The 16,681-nt window shown below is 67.7% G+C and carries 15 protein-coding genes and 1 pseudogene; 7 read left to right on the top strand and 9 right to left on the bottom strand.

Going from position 1 to position 16,681, the window contains the following annotated elements:
- Nucleotides 1-62 precede the first annotated feature (62 nt).
- Nucleotides 63-284: pseudogene (locus tag ACZ5K7_RS17120) on the bottom strand (heme-binding protein); the annotation flags it as partial.
- Between the two features lie 155 nt (nucleotides 285-439).
- Here ACZ5K7_RS17120 and ACZ5K7_RS17115 point away from each other — a divergent pair.
- Both ACZ5K7_RS17115 and ACZ5K7_RS17110 read left to right on the top strand, forming a co-directional pair.
- On the top strand, nucleotides 440-898 hold the full coding sequence (locus ACZ5K7_RS17115; protein ID WP_468914290.1) for a MarR family winged helix-turn-helix transcriptional regulator: 459 nt from the start codon (nucleotides 440-442) through the stop codon (nucleotides 896-898).
- A gap of 9 nt (nucleotides 899-907) precedes the next feature.
- Complete coding sequence (locus tag ACZ5K7_RS17110) at nucleotides 908-1,360, top strand: GNAT family N-acetyltransferase (protein ID WP_468914287.1); 453 nt, start codon at nucleotides 908-910, stop codon at nucleotides 1,358-1,360.
- A gap of 66 nt (nucleotides 1,361-1,426) precedes the next feature.
- Here ACZ5K7_RS17110 and ACZ5K7_RS17105 read toward each other — a convergent pair whose 3' ends face one another.
- Together ACZ5K7_RS17105 and dnaB are read right to left on the bottom strand one after the other, a co-directional pair.
- The gene (locus ACZ5K7_RS17105; RefSeq protein WP_468914284.1) at nucleotides 1,427-2,812 is read right to left on the bottom strand and encodes a serine hydrolase domain-containing protein; all 1,386 of its coding nucleotides are present in this window, start codon (nucleotides 2,810-2,812) and stop codon (nucleotides 1,427-1,429) included.
- A 55-nt stretch (nucleotides 2,813-2,867) separates the two neighbouring features.
- Nucleotides 2,868-4,343: a replicative DNA helicase gene (dnaB, locus tag ACZ5K7_RS17100; RefSeq protein ID WP_351695813.1), complete on the bottom strand. Its 1,476-nt coding sequence runs from the start codon at nucleotides 4,341-4,343 to the stop codon at nucleotides 2,868-2,870.
- Between the two features lie 460 nt (nucleotides 4,344-4,803).
- Between dnaB and ACZ5K7_RS17095 the strand changes: the two genes are divergently transcribed.
- Nucleotides 4,804-6,141 (top strand): MATE family efflux transporter, encoded by a 1,338-nt coding sequence (locus ACZ5K7_RS17095; RefSeq protein WP_468914280.1) that lies wholly within the window; start codon nucleotides 4,804-4,806, stop codon nucleotides 6,139-6,141.
- A gap of 168 nt (nucleotides 6,142-6,309) precedes the next feature.
- Here ACZ5K7_RS17095 and rplI read toward each other — a convergent pair whose 3' ends face one another.
- From rplI to rpsF, 4 genes are all read right to left on the bottom strand, one after another.
- Nucleotides 6,310-6,756, bottom strand: a complete 447-nt coding sequence (gene rplI / locus ACZ5K7_RS17090) for a 50S ribosomal protein L9 (protein ID WP_351695817.1) — start codon at nucleotides 6,754-6,756, stop codon at nucleotides 6,310-6,312.
- 18 nt (nucleotides 6,757-6,774) lie between these two features.
- A complete protein-coding gene (gene rpsR / locus ACZ5K7_RS17085) occupies nucleotides 6,775-7,011 on the bottom strand; it encodes a 30S ribosomal protein S18 (protein ID WP_006381652.1) in 237 nt (78 codons plus the stop codon).
- A 48-nt stretch (nucleotides 7,012-7,059) separates the two neighbouring features.
- A complete protein-coding gene (locus ACZ5K7_RS17080) occupies nucleotides 7,060-7,656 on the bottom strand; it encodes a single-stranded DNA-binding protein (RefSeq protein WP_468914276.1) in 597 nt (198 codons plus the stop codon).
- Between the two features lie 74 nt (nucleotides 7,657-7,730).
- Entirely contained in the window at nucleotides 7,731-8,021 is a 291-nt protein-coding gene (rpsF, locus tag ACZ5K7_RS17075) for a 30S ribosomal protein S6 (protein ID WP_005482942.1), read from the bottom strand.
- Nucleotides 8,022-8,287: 266 nt separating this feature from the next.
- Here rpsF and ACZ5K7_RS17070 point away from each other — a divergent pair, with 266 nt between their 5' ends.
- The 3 genes from ACZ5K7_RS17070 to ACZ5K7_RS17060 all read left to right on the top strand — a co-directional run bounded on the left by ACZ5K7_RS17070 (nucleotide 8,288) and on the right by ACZ5K7_RS17060 (nucleotide 10,992).
- Nucleotides 8,288-8,590, top strand: coding sequence for a hypothetical protein (locus ACZ5K7_RS17070; RefSeq protein ID WP_351695821.1), 303 nt, complete (start codon nucleotides 8,288-8,290; stop codon nucleotides 8,588-8,590).
- A 164-nt stretch (nucleotides 8,591-8,754) separates the two neighbouring features.
- Nucleotides 8,755-9,876, top strand: a complete 1,122-nt coding sequence (gene femX, locus ACZ5K7_RS17065; RefSeq protein ID WP_351695823.1) for a peptidoglycan bridge formation glycyltransferase FemX — start codon at nucleotides 8,755-8,757, stop codon at nucleotides 9,874-9,876.
- An 84-nt stretch (nucleotides 9,877-9,960) separates the two neighbouring features.
- Nucleotides 9,961-10,992, top strand: coding sequence for an alanine racemase (locus tag ACZ5K7_RS17060; RefSeq protein WP_468914271.1), 1,032 nt, complete (start codon nucleotides 9,961-9,963; stop codon nucleotides 10,990-10,992).
- Nucleotides 10,993-11,101: 109 nt separating this feature from the next.
- Here ACZ5K7_RS17060 and ACZ5K7_RS17055 read toward each other — a convergent pair whose 3' ends face one another.
- Together ACZ5K7_RS17055 and ACZ5K7_RS17050 are read right to left on the bottom strand one after the other, a co-directional pair.
- Nucleotides 11,102-12,586 (bottom strand): glycosyltransferase family 87 protein, encoded by a 1,485-nt coding sequence (locus ACZ5K7_RS17055; protein ID WP_468914268.1) that lies wholly within the window; start codon nucleotides 12,584-12,586, stop codon nucleotides 11,102-11,104.
- Between the two features lie 376 nt (nucleotides 12,587-12,962).
- The gene (locus tag ACZ5K7_RS17050) at nucleotides 12,963-15,608 is read right to left on the bottom strand and encodes a transglycosylase domain-containing protein (RefSeq protein ID WP_468914266.1); all 2,646 of its coding nucleotides are present in this window, start codon (nucleotides 15,606-15,608) and stop codon (nucleotides 12,963-12,965) included.
- A gap of 363 nt (nucleotides 15,609-15,971) precedes the next feature.
- Between ACZ5K7_RS17050 and ACZ5K7_RS17045 the strand changes: the two genes are divergently transcribed.
- Nucleotides 15,972-16,655 carry a PadR family transcriptional regulator gene (locus ACZ5K7_RS17045; protein WP_351695833.1) on the top strand — a complete coding sequence of 228 codons (684 nt, stop codon included), beginning with the start codon at nucleotides 15,972-15,974 and terminating at the stop codon, nucleotides 16,653-16,655.
- The last annotated feature ends 26 nt before the right edge of the window (nucleotides 16,656-16,681 follow it).

Below are 16,681 nucleotides of genomic sequence, written 5' to 3'. Positions count from 1 at the left end.
TCCCGGTACGGCGAACGCCGGCTCCCTGGGAGAGTCGGCGTTCCGCGCTGATCCGGGTGTGGTCAGACGAGTGCCTGTACGGCGGCCGCGGCAAAGCCGTGTCCTGGTCAGGGGCGCCACCGCCGACTCCGACCGCGCCGACCAGCCGGCCGTCGCGGTGGACGGGGACACCGCCCGCGATGGATGGCGTCGACAAGGTCGGCCGTGGGGCTGTTCGACTGGAGCGCCGTGTAGGCCTTCCGCGTGCTGGTCTCGCCGGAGATCAGCACCGCGCGGTCGTCCCGTGGTGGACCGACTCCCGCCGTTGATCACGATGCCGCCGAGCGGATGCGCTTTGCTTGCGGGCACATAGTTGCAGGCGCTGAATACATGCAACCAATGGATATTGCGGACCTGCCCTATCCTGGTTACAGCCGCTCCGGGACGGAGGAACACGCCAATGACAGCGACGGACCCCGCGCTCACCTCCCTTGCCCAGGGCTGGTGCGCGCTCTCCCTGCTCCACGGGAGGATCGAGGCGCATATCGAGCGCGCCCTACAGGGGAAGCACGACCTGAGCGTGCGCGAATACTCTCTGCTGGACGTCCTCAGCCGCCAGCACGACGGCGACGGGGGCCATCTGCAGATGAAGCAGGTCGCCGACGCGGTCGTCCTCAGCCAGAGCGCCACCACGCGGCTGGTGACGCGCCTCGAGGACCGGGGCCTCCTGGAGCGCTATCTCTGCCCGACCGACCGGCGCGGCATCTACACGAACGTCACCGAGGCCGGGCTGCGGCTGCTCGAAGAGGCTCGTCCCACCAATGACACCGCACTGCGCGAAGCCCTCGACGAGGCGGCCAGGAACCCGGAGCTGGCCCCCCTGGTACGGGTCGTGGAATCGCTGAACGTGTCCGCATAGGCTGCGGGCATGGGAGATCTGGACATACGCGCCGCGGTCGCCGACGACATCCCGGCCATCGTCGGTATGCTCGCCGACGACCCATTGGGCGCCCGGCGGGAATCACCGGACGACCTGGCGCCCTATCTGAGCGCCCTGGAGCGACTCACCGCCGACCCCAACCAGCAGCTGGTCGTCGCCGTACGTGAGGGTCGTGTCGCCGGCACACTCCAGCTCACGATCATCCCCGGGCTGTCGAGGCGCGGCGCCACCCGGTCGATCATCGAGGCCGTACGCATCCACGCCGACGAGCGTGGTGGCGGGCTGGGCACCCGGTTCATCGAGTGGGCGATCGAGGAATCCCGCCGTCAGGGCTGCCAGTTGGTGCAGCTGACCTCGGACGCGTCGCGCATCGACGCCCACCGCTTCTATGAGCGGCTCGGCTTCACCGCCTCACACGTCGGTTTCAAGCTTGAGATCTGACCGCCAGGCACCGACGGCATGCACTCAGTGGGTGGTGTTTCACGTGAAACACCACCCCCGGCCCGACTAACCGATCCCCCGCCACCCCTCGGGGTCCACTCCACCGGGGACAGGAGCCGTCTCCTCGTACGGCTGACGCGTGAACACGAACGAACCGAGGTCCAGGTGGCTCACGGTGCCGTCCGGCCGCCGTACGGGCTGTAGAAGCTCTCCGGCGTAGTAGCCCTCAAGGCCGGTCCAGGTGCCGTCACCGTTGGCCCGGAAACGCGCACGGCGGCCGGCCTTCGACAACGGTCCCAGCGAGACCAGTCCATCGGCCGTCACCTGCAGTGCGAAGGCGTGCGTGCCCCAGTACCACTGGCCCGCCAATTCCAGAACAGACGGCTCGACTTGGGCCAGGGGCCGCCATGGCTCGGGGATGCGAGGTTCGGCTTCCGCGACGATACGGACGAGATCGGCGCCGACGGCGGACAGCAGCGGACCCGAGGTGCAGTTCGCGAGCACCACGGCCGCCACGTCGTCGTCCACGTTGATGGTGAGGCTGGCCAGGAAGCCGGGCAGCGAGCCGGAGTGCCCGATCAGCAGTCGGCCGTTGCGTCGCTGGACCTGGAGACCGAGGCCGTAGGTGGCGCCGTCCAGCACATCGGCGGGCTCGGCGGGAGCCGCCGGGATGCGCATCTCCCGTACGGACTCCGCGCTGAGGACCCGGTCGTCGCCGGCCGCCAGGAACACGGCGAAGCGGGCCAGGTCGCCGGTGGTCGACCAGAGCTGTCCTGCCGGTGCCATCCGGCCGAGGTCCTCCAGTGGCTCCGGGAGCATCGCGTCGGCCCAGGGATGCACTGCCCACCCGCCCGCGTGCGGCGCCCGTGGCTGGGCGCTCGTACGGTCGAGGCCCAACGGTTCGAGCACCTCCCCCCGGAGTACCTCCTCCCAGGGGGCACCGCGGAGTTCCTCGACCAGGGCGCCAAGCAGGGTGTAGCCGGGGTTGGAGTAGTGGAACCGACGGCCGACGGGGTGCAGGAAGGGCTGCTCACCGAGGACATCACTGAGCTCCGGCCGCAGCGAGCCAGGGGTGCGCTCCCACCAGGGCGCGGGGGCCTCGGCCGCCAGCCCCCCTGTGTGCGCGAGGAGTTCGGCGATCGTCACCTCCCCCGCGCCGGTGCCCGGCAGATGCTTCTCCAGTGGATCGCCGAGATCGAGCAGCCCTTCGTCGCGCAGCCGGAGCACCAGAACGGCCGTGAACGTCTTGGTGATCGATCCGATCCGGTACTGCACGTTCTCGTCGGGTCCGTGGCCGTCCACCGAGCTTCGCGCCCCGTGCCAGACGACCCGGCCGCCCCGCACGACCGTCGCCACCAGTGACGGTGCCCGTCCCTCGGCCTGGGCGACGGCGATCCGATGCAGCAGAGCCCGCCGGGTGGTGGGGAGCAGCTCTTCCTGAATTCTCGTCATGCACCCAGTCCACCTGGTGGGCAGAGCCGCGTCGAGTCCATTTCGGTGGCGCGGATCAGGTCTGTGCCATGTCCACGAAACGGGAGTAGTGGCCCTGGAAGGCCACGGTGATCGTCGCGGTCGGGCCGTTTCGGTGCTTGCCGACGATGATGTCCGCCTCGCCGGCGCGCGGTGACTCCTTCTCGTAGGCGTCCTCGCGGTGGAGCAGGATGACCATGTCGGCGTCCTGCTCGATGGAGCCGGACTCACGCAGGTCGGACACCATCGGCTTCTTGTCGGTGCGCTGCTCGGGACCACGGTTGAGCTGTGAGAGCGCGATCACCGGGACCTCCAGCTCCTTGGCGAGCAGCTTGAGGTTTCGGGACATGTCCGAGACCTCCTGCTGACGGCTCTCGGAACGCTTGGACCCGGACTGCATCAGCTGCAGATAGTCGATGATCACGAGCTTGATGTCGTTGCGCTGCTTGAGCCGGCGGCACTTGGCGCGGATCTCCATCATCGACAGGTTCGGGGAGTCGTCGATGTAGAGCGGTGCGGCCGAGACGTCCGGCATCCGACGGGCGAGCCGGGTCCAATCGTCGTCGGTCATCGTGCCGGAACGCATGTGGTGCAGGGCGACCCGGGCCTCGGCCGACAACAGACGCATCGCGATCTCGTTGCGGCCCATTTCGAGGGAGAAGATCACGCTGGGCAGGTTGTGCTTGATCGACGCGGCACGGGCGAAGTCCAGCGCCAGAGTGGACTTACCCATGGCGGGACGCGCGGCGATGACGATCATCTGGCCCGGGTGGAGGCCGTTGGTGAGCGAGTCCAGGTCCGTGAAACCGGTGGGCACGCCGGTCATCTCGCCGGTACGGGAGCCGATCGCCTCGATCTCGTCGAGAGCGCCCTCCATGATGTCGCCGAGCGGCAGATAGTCCTCGCTGGTCCGCTGCTCGGTGACCGCGTAGATCTCCGCCTGGGCGCTGTTGACGATCTCGTCGATGTCGCCGTCGGCCGCGTATCCCATCTGCGTGATGCGGGTCCCGGCCTCGACAAGACGGCGCAGCACGGCCCGCTCGTGGACGATCTCCGCGTAGTACTCGGCGTTCGCCGCCGTCGGCACCGTCTGGACGAGGGTGTGCAGATAGGAGGCCCCGCCGACCTTGTTGATCTCGCCGCGCTTGGTGAGCTCGGCGGCGATGGTGATGGGGTCGGCCGGCTCACCCTTGGCATAGATGTCGAGGATCGCCTGGTAGATCGTCTCGTGCGCCGGCTTGTAGAAGTCGTGGCCCTTGAGGATCTCCACGACATCGGCGATGGCGTCCTTGGACAGCAGCATGCCGCCGAGCACGGACTGTTCGGCGTCCAGGTCCTGCGGGGGGACTCGCTCGAAGGTGGAACCTCCGCCGTCCCAGTCGCCGCTGTCCCGGCCCCGGTCGTGCCGGTCGTCCCGCCCTCGGCCGCCCTCACCGCGTCCACGGGAGGCGGGCAGACGATCACTGGGACCGGCCTCGGCCCACGGATCGTCCAAGGGCTCGGAAATACTCACCGAGCCACCTCCTCCCGTCCGCCCGGCGGACCTCGCCGTGGCCTCATTTCTACGGCACGGCACTGACAAACCAAGGCGCCCCATTCCGGTTCTGGACGCGTCGGTTTTGTGAGGTTTCCGAGGCCATAAGGAGGAGCGGGCGCGGCACCACGGTAGGCCCGCGGGCACCGTCAGCCAATCTGGTTATCCACAGGCCATGTGGACGACGGCCCGTATGCTGTGGAGAACCTCCCAAAACCTGTGCACGACGCGGTGGACAGCCCTGTGAACAAGCCCTCGATCTCTCTCCACAACCAGCCCTGACCTGCGCCTTTCCCATCCACCGGCTGTGCAGAAGAAAAACTTTCCCAGTCGGATCAAGATCGCTTCGAACGACGCGCGACAGCGCGGACCACACAAGACTCAGTAAGGGTCAGTAAGTAATTGCATCTCTTACCTGTGGACGATTAGATTAGCGCCCATGTCACAGGCTCCCGCGATCCCCGAAGCCACCCGCCGGCGGCACGACCGAGAGATCGTCGCACTGGCCGTCCCGGCCTTCGGCGCACTCGTAGCCGAGCCACTTTTCGTCATGGCCGACAGCGCGATCGTCGGCCATCTCGGCACTGCACAGCTCGCCGGTCTCGGCGTCGCCTCGGCGCTCCTCACCACCGCCGTGAGCGTCTTCGTCTTTCTCGCCTACGCCACCACGGCGACGGTCGCCCGCCGGGTCGGCGCCGGCGATCTCCAGGCGGCCATCCGCCAGGGCATGGACGGCATCTGGCTGGCGCTGCTGCTCGGTGCCGGCGTCATCACCGTCGTCCTGCCCCTGGCCCCCGGCATCGTGGACGCCTTCGGAGCTTCGGCCACCGCGGCACCTTACGCGACGACCTACCTCAGGATCTCCTCACTGGGGATCCCGGCCATGCTGGTGGTGCTCGCCGCCACCGGCGTCCTGCGTGGCCTCCAGGACACCCGGACCCCCCTGTACGTCGCCGTCGCGGGCTTCGTCGCCAACGCCGGGCTGAACGCCGGGCTCGTCTACGGTGCCGGACTGGGCATCGCCGGGTCCGCCTGGGGCACCGTCATCGCCCAGTGCGGGATGGCGGCCGTCTATCTGACCGTCGTCGTACGGGGAGCCCGCAGGCACGGGGCGTCCCTTCGCCCCGACATCGCCGGGATTCGCGCTTCGGCACAGGCCGGCGTGCCTCTTCTCGTCCGGACGCTCTCGCTCAGGGCTGTCCTCATGATCGCCACAGCTGTCGCGGCCCGGCTGGGCGACGCCGATATCGCGGCACACCAGATCGTGTTGTCCCTGTGGAGCCTGCTGGCCTTCGCCCTGGACGCGATAGCGATCGCCGGGCAGGCCATCATCGGCCGCTATCTCGGTGCCGGCGACACTGCCGGCGCCCGTGAGGCCTGTCGGCGCATGGTCCAGTGGGGCATCGCCACCGGGGTCGTTCTGGGCCTGCTCGTGGTGGCTGCCCGACCGCTCTTCCTCCCGCTGTTCACCAGCGATCCGACCGTGGAGGACATCGCCCTGCCCGCACTGCTCATCGTGGCGCTCTCCCAGCCGATCTCCGGCGTGGTCTTCGTCCTCGACGGCGTGCTGATGGGTGCGGGAGACGGGCCCTATCTCGCCAGAGCCATGGTTGTGACCCTCGCCGTCTTCACACCGGTGGCGCTCCTGGTCCCCACCTTCGGCGGCGGGCTCACGGCGCTCTGGGGAGCCATGACCCTGATGATGGCCACGCGGATGCTGACCCTCTGGCTGCGGACCCGCTCGGGCCACTGGATCGTGACCGGCGCAACGCGCTGACGGCTGACGAGCACGGTCCATCGACTGTTTCACGTGAAACGTGAAACACCGCGAGCCGCCATGTTTCACGTGAAACACCCGCCGCCCGACCTCATCGTCGGCAAGCCAAAGGGGCCGCACCCTCACGGGTACGGCCCCTTTCAGCTACTGCTCAAGCCGAGCGCAGCGTCAGGCCGCGACGACCTCGATGTTGACCTTGGCGGCAACCTCGGGGTGCAGACGCACGAACGTCTCGTGGGCGCCCAGCGTCTTGATCGGCGCGCCCAGCTCGATACGGCGCTTGTCGACCTCGGGGCCACCGGAAGCCTTGATCGCCGAGGCGACGTCGGCCGGGGTGACGGAACCGAAGAGACGACCGGCGTCGCCGGAGCGGACGGCCAGACGGACCTTGACACCCTCGAGCTGGGCCTTCACGGAGTTGGCCTGCTCAATGGTCTGGATCTCGTGGATCTTGCGAGCACGACGGATCTGCTCGACGTCCTTCTCGCCACCCTTGGTCCAGCGGATAGCGAACTTCCGCGGGATCAGGTAGTTGCGAGCGTAGCCGTCCTTGACGTCGACGACGTCGCCGGCGGCACCGAGGCCAGAGACCTCGTGGGTGAGGATGATCTTCATGTGTCGGTCACCCTTCCCTTATCGCGCGGTGGACGTGTAGGGCAGCAGCGCCATCTCACGGCTGTTCTTGACGGCCGTGGCGACGTCACGCTGATGCTGCGTGCAGTTGCCGGTCACGCGGCGGGCACGGATCTTGCCGCGGTCGGAAATGAACTTCCGCAGCATGTTCGTGTCCTTGTAGTCCACGTACTGGACCTTGTCCTTGCAGAACGCGCAGACCTTCTTCTTAGGCTTGCGCACAGGCGGCTTCGCCATGGTGTTTCTCCTGTGTGATCAAGAAGTGGGGATGCGAGCCCGTTGTCCCTAGAAGGGGGGCTCGTCCGAGTAGCCGCCGCCACCGCCGCCGCTGTTGCCGGAGCCGCCGCCCCAACCGCCGCCGCCCTGGTTGCCGCCGCCGGCGGGAGTGCCGGAGGCCCAGGGGTCGTCGTTGGGAGCGCCGCCTTGCTGGGCGCCGCCGGAGCCGCCGCCCCAGCTGCCGCCACCCTGGCCGCCGCCGCCGCCGAAACCGCCGCCCTGGCCACCGCGGCCGCCACCAGCGGCGGTCTTGGTGACCTTGGCCGTGGCGTTCCGCAGGCTGGCGCCGACTTCCTCGACGTCCAGCTCGTAGACCGTGCGCTTGACACCCTCACGGTCCTCGTAGGACCGCTGCTTCAGCCGGCCCTGCACGATGACGCGCATGCCTCGCTGGAGCGACTCGGCGACGTTCTCCGCCGCCTGACGCCAGACCGAGCAGGTCAGAAAGAGGCTTTCGCCGTCCTTCCACTCGTTCGTCTGGCGGTCGAAGGTGCGGGGAGTGGACGCGACGCGGAACTTCGCGACCGCCGCACCGGACGGGGTGAAGCGCAGCTCGGGGTCATCGACAAGATTGCCGACGACCGTGATGACGGTCTCGCCTGCCATGGGGGAACCTCTCGGCGGGTTTGCTGCTGGCTGCTTGCTGCTACTCGAAGCCCGAGATCAGCTGAGCTGGGAGCTCAGTGGGTCTCGGGACGGAGGACCTTGGTCCGGAGGACCGACTCGTTCAGGTTCATCTGGCGGTCGAGCTCCTTCACGACCGCAGGCTCGGCCTGCAGGTCGATGACCGAGTAGATGCCCTCGGGCTTCTTCTTGATCTCGTACGAGAGACGACGACGGCCCCAGGTGTCGACCTTCTCGACCTTTCCGTTGCCCTCACGGACGACGGAGAGGAAGTTCTCGATCAGGGGGGCGACAGCGCGCTCCTCCAGATCGGGGTCGAGGATGACCATCACCTCGTAGTGACGCATGTGGAACCCACCTCCTTTGGACTCAGCGGCCACGGTCGTTCCGTGGCAGGAGGGTTGTGATGCGTGCGCAACGGTATCGGCCGCCACTGACATGCGGGGGGCTTCCCTCGGGATCCCCGGCCGCGGGCCTGGGCAGACACCGGTGCAGACGGTACAGACTACCCGCACACCTGCTTCCGGTTGAAATCCGGCCGCCGGGACCCTCAATCTGTACACATCGGGTGTGTACGGCGCTACGATGCGCCGCCTTCCGCAGGAGGTGCCCTATGGCACAGGCATTGCGACCCAACACCGCCGGATCCCTGTTCGCCACCGACGGCAAGACCCATCCGCTCCAGGACTCGCTGATGGCAGTGACCCTGGCGCTCGGGCTGATCGCCTTCATCACGGCGTTCTTCCACAGCCTGCACCTGCTCAGCTCATGGACCGGTCTGATCGGCATCTTCACCGGCCTGTACGGGCAGTGGGTCTCGATCACCACACGCGAGCGCTTCGGTCTGATCCTGGGTCTCGGTGCCTCGGGCATCGGCTTCTTCATCGGCATGGCGCACGGCGGCCTGTTCGGGTAGGCCTCCGGCACCTCACGCACCACCGCCTACGCCCCCGCCGCACCGGAGCCGGGGCGTAGGTGGTGTACGCCCAGTCGGGCCGCGAGCGAGGCGCAGTAGGCTTCGGCGCGAGAGCCGGAGCCCCTGTACCCATGGGGACACACCAGCCCGAGGAGCGCCCCGACATGAGCCTGACCCTGCGGACCATCAGCCGCGAACAGCATCTGGCATACATCCAGAGCCTGCCGGCTGCTAGCCACATGCAGGTCCCGGCCTGGGCGGATGTCAAGGCGGAGTGGCGTTCGGAGAACCTCGGCTGGTTCGACGACCGCACCGGCGAGATGGTCGGCGCGGGCCTGGTGCTGTACCGCCAGCTGCCCAAGATCAAGCGCTACCTCGCGTACCTCCCCGAGGGTCCGGTCATCAACTGGTTCGCGCCGAATCTCGACGAGTGGATCCAGCCGATGCTGGCCCACCTCAAGCAGCAGGGCGCGTTCTCCGTGAAGATGGGCCCGCCGGTGATCATCCGGCGCTGGGAGGCCAACTCCATCAAGGCCGGCATCCAGAACCCGGACGTGAAGCGGCTGCGCGACATCGAGGCCGACTTCATCGAGCCGCGCGCCTTCGAGGTGGCGGACAAGCTGCGCCGGATGGGCTGGCAGCAGGGCGAGGACGGCGGCGCCGGCTTCGGTGACGTGCAGCCGCGCTACGTCTACCAGGTGCCGCTGGCGAACCGTTCCCTGGAAGAGGTCCACAAGAACTTCAACCAGCTGTGGCGCCGCAACATCAAGAAGGCCGAGAAGGCCGGCGTCGAGGTCGTCCAAGGCGGCTACCACGACCTCGAGGAATGGCAGCGGCTGTACGAGATCACGGCGGTGCGCGACCACTTCCGGCCGCGTCCGCTGTCGTACTTCCAGCGCATGTGGACGGCGCTCAACACCGAGGACCCCAACCGGATGCGACTGTACTTCGCCCAGCACAACGGGGTGAACCTGTCCGCGGCGACCATGCTGATCGTCGGCGGGCACGTCTGGTACTCGTACGGCGCCTCCGACAACATCGGCCGCGAGGTGCGCCCGTCGAACGCCATGCAGTGGAGGATGCTGCGCGACGCCTACGCGCTCGGCGCCACCGTCTACGACCTGCGGGGCATCTCGGACTCGCTGGACGAGACGGATCACCTCTTCGGCCTCATCCAGTTCAAGGTGGGCACCGGTGGTCAGGCCGCCGAGTACCTCGGCGAGTGGGACTTCCCGCTGAACAAGCTGCTCCACAAGGCGCTCGACATCTACATGTCGCGCCGCTGACGTCACGCTCCGTGCTTCTATAGCCCTGACACACCGCAGTCCTCTGGCACTCCCCAGCCACCCAGAAAGGTTCCAGGTCCGGCCATGGCGCTCACCCTCTACGTCGACACCGCGCGCTGGCGGGCGCACCACAAGCACGTGCAGGAGCAGTTCCCGGGCCTCGTCCCGGTCTGCAAGGGCAACGGCTACGGCTTCGGGCACGAACGCCTGGCGGAGGAGGCCACGCGTCTGGGCTCGGACGTCCTCGCTGTCGGTACGACGTACGAAGCCGCGCGCATCAAGGACTGGTTCGGCGGCGATCTGCTGGTGCTGACGCCGTACCGGCGCGGCGAGGAGCCCGTGCCGCTGCCCGACCGGGTCGTCCGCTCGGTGTCGTCGATCGACGGCGTGTACGGCCTGGTGGGCGCGCGCGTGGTCATCGAGGTGATGTCCACCATGAAGCGGCACGGCATCAGCGAGCAGGACCTGCCGCAGCTGCACTCCGCCATAGAGAACGTCCGCCTGGAGGGCTTCGCCATTCATCTGCCGCTGGACCGTACCGACGGCTCGGACGCCGTCGAGGAGGTCATCGGCTGGATGGACCGGCTGCGCGCGGCCCGGCTGCCGCTGCACACGATGTTCGTCAGCCACCTCAAGGCCGACGAACTCGCCCGGCTGCAGCAGCAGTTCCCGCAGACCCGGTTCCGGGCCCGGATCGGCACCCGGCTGTGGCTGGGGGACCACGACGCCACCGAGTACCGCGGGGCGGTCCTGGACGTCACCCGCGTCGCCAAGGGCGACCGGTTCGGCTACCGGCAGCAGAAGGCGGCCTCGGACGGCTATCTGGTGGTCGTGGCGGGCGGTACGTCGCACGGGGTGGGCCTGGAGGCCCCGAAGGCCCTGCACGGCGTCATGCCGCGGGCCAAGGGTGTCGCACGGGCCGGCCTGGCCACGGTGAACCGGAATCTTTCGCCGTTCGTCTGGGGTGGCAAGCAGCGCTGGTTCGCGGAGCCGCCGCACATGCAGGTGTCGATCCTGTTCGTGCCGACCGACGCCCCGGAGCCGAAGGTGGGCGACGAGCTGGTGGCCCATCTGCGGCACACCACCACCCAGTTCGACCGCATCGTGGACCGCTGACGGGTTCTCAGAACGCCGGAAGGGGCCGTACACGGAATTCCGTGTACGGCCCCTTCCTTCGGTCCTGGACGTACGCCGAGCCTGGGCTGTTCGCTCAGAGCGAACAGCCCTAGGAGGCTCGGCTGCCCCACTCCACCTGCGGCCCCTCGAACGGGGCGGCATGACGCGGGGGACGGGCGGCCGCGCCGAGCACGAAGACGTCCTCCGCGCCGTCCAGCACGCCGCCCGAGGGGTCGTCGTCACCGGCGCGGCGCACCACGTCCCGGTCGGGCATGAGGATGTCGCGCACGACCATCGCGCAGAGGTAGAGGGTGCCGAGCAGGTGCACGGCGATGGCCCAGTGGTAGCCGTGGGTCGGCAGGCCCTTGTGGGCGTCACCGCTGGTCGTGTACGCGAGGTACATCCAGATCCCCAGGAAGTACGCCACCTCGCACGCCTGCCAGATCAGGAAGTCCCGCCACTTGGGCCGGGCCAGTACGGCCAGCGGCACCAGCCACAGGACGTACTGCGGGGAGTAGACCTTGTTGGTGAGGATGAAGGCCGCCACCACCAGGAAGGCCAGCTGGGCGAAGCGCGGCCGGCGCGGGGCGGTGAGGGCCAGGGCGGCGATGCCCAGGAAGCAGAGCACCACCAGGGCCATCGCCGCGTTGTTCACGAAGCCGGTGCTGGGCGGGGTGGTGGTGTTCTGCGCCCAGATCAGCCAGAAGGAGCCGAAGTCGACGCCCCGTTCCTGGCTGAAGGTGTAGAACTTCGACCAGCCGTCGAAGGCGAAGATCATCACCGGCAGGTTCACGACGAGCCAGGCGACGACGGTGCCGCCCGCCGCGACGAAGAACTCCCGCCATTTGCCCGCTCGCCAGCACAGCAGGAACAGCGGCCCCAGGAGGAACACGGGATACAGCTTGGCGGCCGTAGCAAGCCCCAGGAGGACGCCGAAGGCGAGCGGACGGCTCCGGGACCACATCAGCATCGCCGCGGCCGTCAGAGCGACCGCCAGGAGGTCCCAGTTGATGGTGGCGGTCAGCGCGAAGGCGGGCGCCAGGGCGACCAGCAGGCCGTCCCAGGGGCGTCGGCGGTGCGTACGGACCACGCACACCGCGATGACGGCGGCGCAGATCATCAGCATCCCTGCGTTGACGAACCAGTACACCTGCTCCTGGAGCTGGATGCTGCCGCTGCCCGGCGTGAGCCATGCGGCCACCTCCATGAACACACCGGTGAGCACCGGGTATTCGAGGTAGTCCATGTCACCGGGGAGCTTGTCGAAGTACGGCACCAGACCGTCGGCGAAGCCTCGCCCCTGGTAGAGGTGCGGAATGTCCGAGTAGCAGGCGTGGGTGTACTGGGAACTCGCGCCGAAGAACCAGCCGCCGTCGTAGCACGGCACCTTCTGGATCAGGCCCAGGGCGAACATGCCGATCGCCACGAGGACCACGACCCGTAGCGGCGTCCACCAGGACGTCCCGAGCAGCGCACGCCGCCCGATGGGGCCACCGATCAGCTCACTGCCGGCTGCGGCGACCGGGTCTTCCCTGGTCGGCCGCACCGGCTCCGGCTCGCGCACGCCCGCGGGCGTCGTCTCTGCACTGGGCATGGGGCCCATCCTGCCGTATGTACCTGAGGACGACACACCGCCTGGGAATGCACCTGTTATTTCGGGTTAATACACCCCCAGGTCCAAGGCGCATCAAAATCTGGGGGACCAAATGAAGAAAGCGGCAAGGTTTGGCCTCATACCTCGTGGTTCCGCACTCTTCGTGGGTTCTGCCGACACTCCGTCGCAAGCACTCGTGCACACCACCCTGCGGTACGGCTCCCGGAGGGCTCCACGACGAAGAGTGTCCGCACGAAATGGGTTTCCGGATTCACGAAAGACCCAGCCGGTAAGTCCTTGCACTGAGACCGGTACACGCAGAGGCCGGTGTTCGTCGCCATTGGAAGGCGACGAACACCGGCCTCTGTCTCGTCAGTCAGCCCGTCGGCCCACCGAAGAGATTTCCGCCACCGTTGGCATTGCCTCTGGTGTCTCCTTCGCCGGTCGTCTCCGTAGCCGTCGGCGAGGACGTCGTGCCTCCCGTGCTGCCCGTGTCGGTACCGCCGTCGCTGGAACAGTTCCAGGTGAACTGGCAGGTCTCGGTGGCCGTGGGCGACGGCGAGGTGGTCGTCTCGCTCGGGGTGATGCTGGGCGTGACACTCGGCGTCTCGCTCGGGGTGATGACGGGCGTCGGAGTCGGGGAAGGAGCCCCCGCCTCGTCGGCGATCTCACCGATCTTGATGGCCTTCGGGAAGCCCAGGTCGTTCTTGCCCTTCAGAGCCGCCGTCATGTACTCGGTCCACACCGAGGTCGGGATGTCACCACCGTGGATGGACGCCACGCCGGCGGTGCCGTTCATGGAGAGCAGCTCGGCGTCCTTCGGGTTCTCACGGAACATCGCCACCGAGGTCGCCAGCTGCTGGGTGTAGCCGACGAACCAGGCCGACTTGTTGCTGTCGGTGGTGCCGGTCTTGCCCGCCGCCGTACGGCCCAGGGCCTTGGCGTTCTTACCCGTACCGTTCTGGATCACGTTCTCCAGGGTGTCCGTGACGTTGTTCGCCACGTCCTCGGGCATCGCCGAGGTCACCTTGGGCTTGGAGAAGCCGCTCAGCGGCTGGCCGTCCTGCTTGACAGCGGTCACCGAGTAGGGGTCCGTGTGCTCGCCGGAGGCCGCGAAGGTCGCGTAGGCGTCGGCCATGCGGATCGCGCTGGGGGTGGACGTACCGATGGCGAACGACGGGTTGAGGTCCTGCGACATGCTGTCCGGCAGGATCCCGGACGCCCGGGCCACGTCCCGCACCTTCGTCATGCCGACGTCCACGCCGAGCTGCACGAACGGCGTGTTGATCGACTGCTCCATCGCCTTGCGCAGGCTGATGTAGCCCCAGGGGTATTCGCTCTCGTTCCTCTGCCGGAAGATCGAGTTGTCCTTGTTCAGGAAGTACGAGCCGTCCGGTTTCCGCACCTTGAGGTTGTCGTCGCCGTTGTACTTGCTCAGCGGCGAGACCCCTTCGGGAGAGGTTTTGTACGAGCCGTACTGCATGGCCGCGGCCAGGACGAACGGCTTCCACGTCGAACCGACGGGGACACCCGAGGTGTCGGCGTTGTTGGTGAAGTGGTTGTTCTCGTAGCCGGCGCCGCCGTACAGGGCGACGATCGCGCCGTCCTTGGGCACCACCGACGCCGCACCGAACTGGACGTACTTGTCCTTCTCACGGTTCTTCGGGTCCAGACGCTCCTTCTGGACCTTCTGCACGGCCGCGGTCAGCGCGTTGACCTTGTCCTTCTGGAAGGTCGTGTAGATCTGGAAGCCGCCCTGGTCGAACTGCGCCTCCGTGATTTTGGAGTGCGAAAGGACGTACTTCTTGGCCGTGTCGGCGAGGTAGCTGATCTGGCCGGTCATCCCCTTGGTCGCCTTGCGGCCCTGGGGCATCGGGTACTTCTTGACCGCTTCCTGGTACTCGGCGTCGGTGAGGTGCTGGTCCTTGTGCATCTCCTCGAGGATCCAGGCCCAGCGGTCGTGTGAACGCTTGTAGTTGGCGCCCTTGGAAGCCGCGGTATCGATGTCCTGGTTGCCCGCGGGGTCGTAGTACGTCGCGCCCTTCAGCAGGGCCGCCAGGACAGCGCACTGGCTCGGCTTGAGCTTATTCGCGTCCACGCCGTAGTAGGTCTGGGCGGCGGCCTGGATGCCGTACGCCCCACGGCCGAAGTACGAGGTGTTCAGGTACCCCTGAAGGATCTCCGGCTTGGTGAGCTTGGTGCCCACCTTGACGGAGATGAACATCTCCTTGAACTTACGCGAGAACGTCTGGTCCTGGCTGAGGTAGGTGTTCTTGACGAACTGCTGGGTGATCGTCGAACCACCCTGCGTCTCACCGCCCTGGGCCATGTTGACGAGCGCGCGGGCGATGCCCTTGAAGTCGACGCCGGGGTCCGTGTAGAAGCTCTTGTTCTCCGCCGAGATCACCGCGTACTGCATCGCCTCGGGAATCTGGTCGATGGTGACGTTCTGCCGGTTGATGCCGGTGCCCGTCGCGACCATCTGCTTGCCGTCGGCCCAGTAATAGACGTTGTTCTGGGACTTGGCCGCGGTGTTCTCGTCCGGGACGCCCACCATGGCGTAACCGACGCCGACCAGCGCCACCAGGCTGCCCAGGAACGTGAGGCACAGGCCGGAGGCGAGCTTCCAGGAGGGGACCCAGCGGCGCCAGCCGAACCTGTTCGCCCTGGGGTAGTCGACAATGCGCTTCTTGCCGGGCGCAGTCGACGCCCGGCCTCTGCCACGCCCCGGCCCGGCAGGACCATCCGGACCGCGACTTCCGTTGTCGGCCGGTCTGCGACGGCCTCCGGTGTTTCTCTGCGCCGCCCGGCGTGCCTCGGCTCGACCGCTGTAGGGGCGCTCTTCTCCCCCCGAGTCCTGGGAGTCCGACCCGTAGGAACGGGACCCATAGGAGTCGGAAGGAGACCCGGTGGCGCCTCGCGGGGCCGCACGGCGGCCGGCGGACGGGTCGGACTGGCCGCGTCGGGCCGCGGCACGTCCGCCTCCCTGCGGCTGCGGCGGTTTGCGACGGTGCTCGCTCATCGAACGATTACTCCTCGGGCAGGCGCACCCGTGCGCGCCTGGAAACGGCGGCTGGTTTCCGGTCCCCCCGAAGTACGGATGTGGTCGGTCCTGCATTCACCCGTACTGCACCGGGGACAGGGACGCCCCCCAGGCGTCACTTGGTTCCCGGTGGTGTGCATGCCGCACAGACTACGCACCGCCAAAACCCGTCGAGCCCCGAAGTTCACCCCAAATCAGGCAAGTTGCCTCCTACGAATCGGTGATGTGATCCCGTTCACCGTCGTTCCTCTTGTCGCACCGGGATCGCCGATCTATCGTCGGGATGTATCGAGCCGATACATCAGAGCGAGATAAGCGCGTCAGAGACGAGAGGGGGCGACCATGAGCCGACGGTCCGGCATCCTTGAGTTCGCCGTACTCGGCCTGCTCCGCGAATCCCCGATGCACGGCTATGAGCTGCGGAAACGGCTCAACACGTCACTGGGCGTCTTCCGGGCGTTCAGCTACGGGACGCTCTATCCCTGCCTCAAGACGCTGCTCGCCAACGGCTGGTTGATCGAGGAACCGGGAAACACCACCGAGGACGCCCTCGCCGCGCCGCTCGCCGGCCGCCGCGCCAAGATCGTCTACCGGTTGACGGCCGAAGGTAAGGAGCATTTCGAGGAGCTCCTTTCCCAGACCGGCCCCGACGCCTACGAGGACGAGCACTTCGCGGCACGGTTCGCCTTCTTCGGGCAGACCTCGCGCGATGTGCGGATGCGCGTGCTGGAGGGCCGGCGCAGCCGGCTGGAGGAGCGCCTGGAGAAGATGCGCGCCTCGCTGGCACGCACCAGGGAGCGCCTCGACGACTACACGCTTGAGCTCCAGCGCCACGGGATGGAGTCCGTGGAGCGCGAAGTGCGCTGGCTGAACGAGCTCATCGAGAGCGAGCGGGCCGGACGGGACCTGAAGGGTCCCGCTTCCGGAGAGTCCGCTCAGGAGAACACCACCAATGGAGCGCCGGGCGTCCTGCCCCGGTCCGGGGACATCCCCCGGCCGGATTCGCCCGACGACACCGCCACGTGAGACCCGTTCAGGGCCTCACTCGTACA

The organism is Streptomyces sp. NPDC031497 (genome assembly GCF_055580905.1).
Note: the sequence above shows the minus strand (reverse complement) of the source record. Positions and strands in the feature narration are given on the sequence as shown.

Bases quoted from the DNA above. Each gene is read 5' to 3' on its own strand.
- ACZ5K7_RS17095 (WP_468914280.1), top strand. From the start codon at position 4,804: ATGTCACAGGCTCCCGCGATCCCCGAAGCCACCCGCCGGCGGCACGAC.
- ACZ5K7_RS17110 (WP_468914287.1), top strand. From the start codon at position 908: ATGGGAGATCTGGACATACGCGCCGCGGTCGCCGACGACATCCCGGCC.
- ACZ5K7_RS17105 (WP_468914284.1), bottom strand. From the start codon at position 2,812: ATGACGAGAATTCAGGAAGAGCTGCTCCCCACCACCCGGCGGGCTCTG.
- femX (WP_351695823.1), top strand. From the start codon at position 8,755: ATGAGCCTGACCCTGCGGACCATCAGCCGCGAACAGCATCTGGCATAC.
- ACZ5K7_RS17060 (WP_468914271.1), top strand. From the start codon at position 9,961: ATGGCGCTCACCCTCTACGTCGACACCGCGCGCTGGCGGGCGCACCAC.
- ACZ5K7_RS17055 (WP_468914268.1), bottom strand. From the start codon at position 12,586: ATGCCCAGTGCAGAGACGACGCCCGCGGGCGTGCGCGAGCCGGAGCCG.
- ACZ5K7_RS17070 (WP_351695821.1), top strand. From the start codon at position 8,288: ATGGCACAGGCATTGCGACCCAACACCGCCGGATCCCTGTTCGCCACC.
- ACZ5K7_RS17050 (WP_468914266.1), bottom strand. From the start codon at position 15,608: ATGAGCGAGCACCGTCGCAAACCGCCGCAGCCGCAGGGAGGCGGACGT.
- rpsR (WP_006381652.1), bottom strand. From the start codon at position 7,011: ATGGCGAAGCCGCCTGTGCGCAAGCCTAAGAAGAAGGTCTGCGCGTTC.
- rplI (WP_351695817.1), bottom strand. From the start codon at position 6,756: ATGAAGATCATCCTCACCCACGAGGTCTCTGGCCTCGGTGCCGCCGGC.
- rpsF (WP_005482942.1), bottom strand. From the start codon at position 8,021: ATGCGTCACTACGAGGTGATGGTCATCCTCGACCCCGATCTGGAGGAG.
- ACZ5K7_RS17115 (WP_468914290.1), top strand. From the start codon at position 440: ATGACAGCGACGGACCCCGCGCTCACCTCCCTTGCCCAGGGCTGGTGC.
- ACZ5K7_RS17080 (WP_468914276.1), bottom strand. From the start codon at position 7,656: ATGGCAGGCGAGACCGTCATCACGGTCGTCGGCAATCTTGTCGATGAC.
- ACZ5K7_RS17045 (WP_351695833.1), top strand. From the start codon at position 15,972: ATGAGCCGACGGTCCGGCATCCTTGAGTTCGCCGTACTCGGCCTGCTC.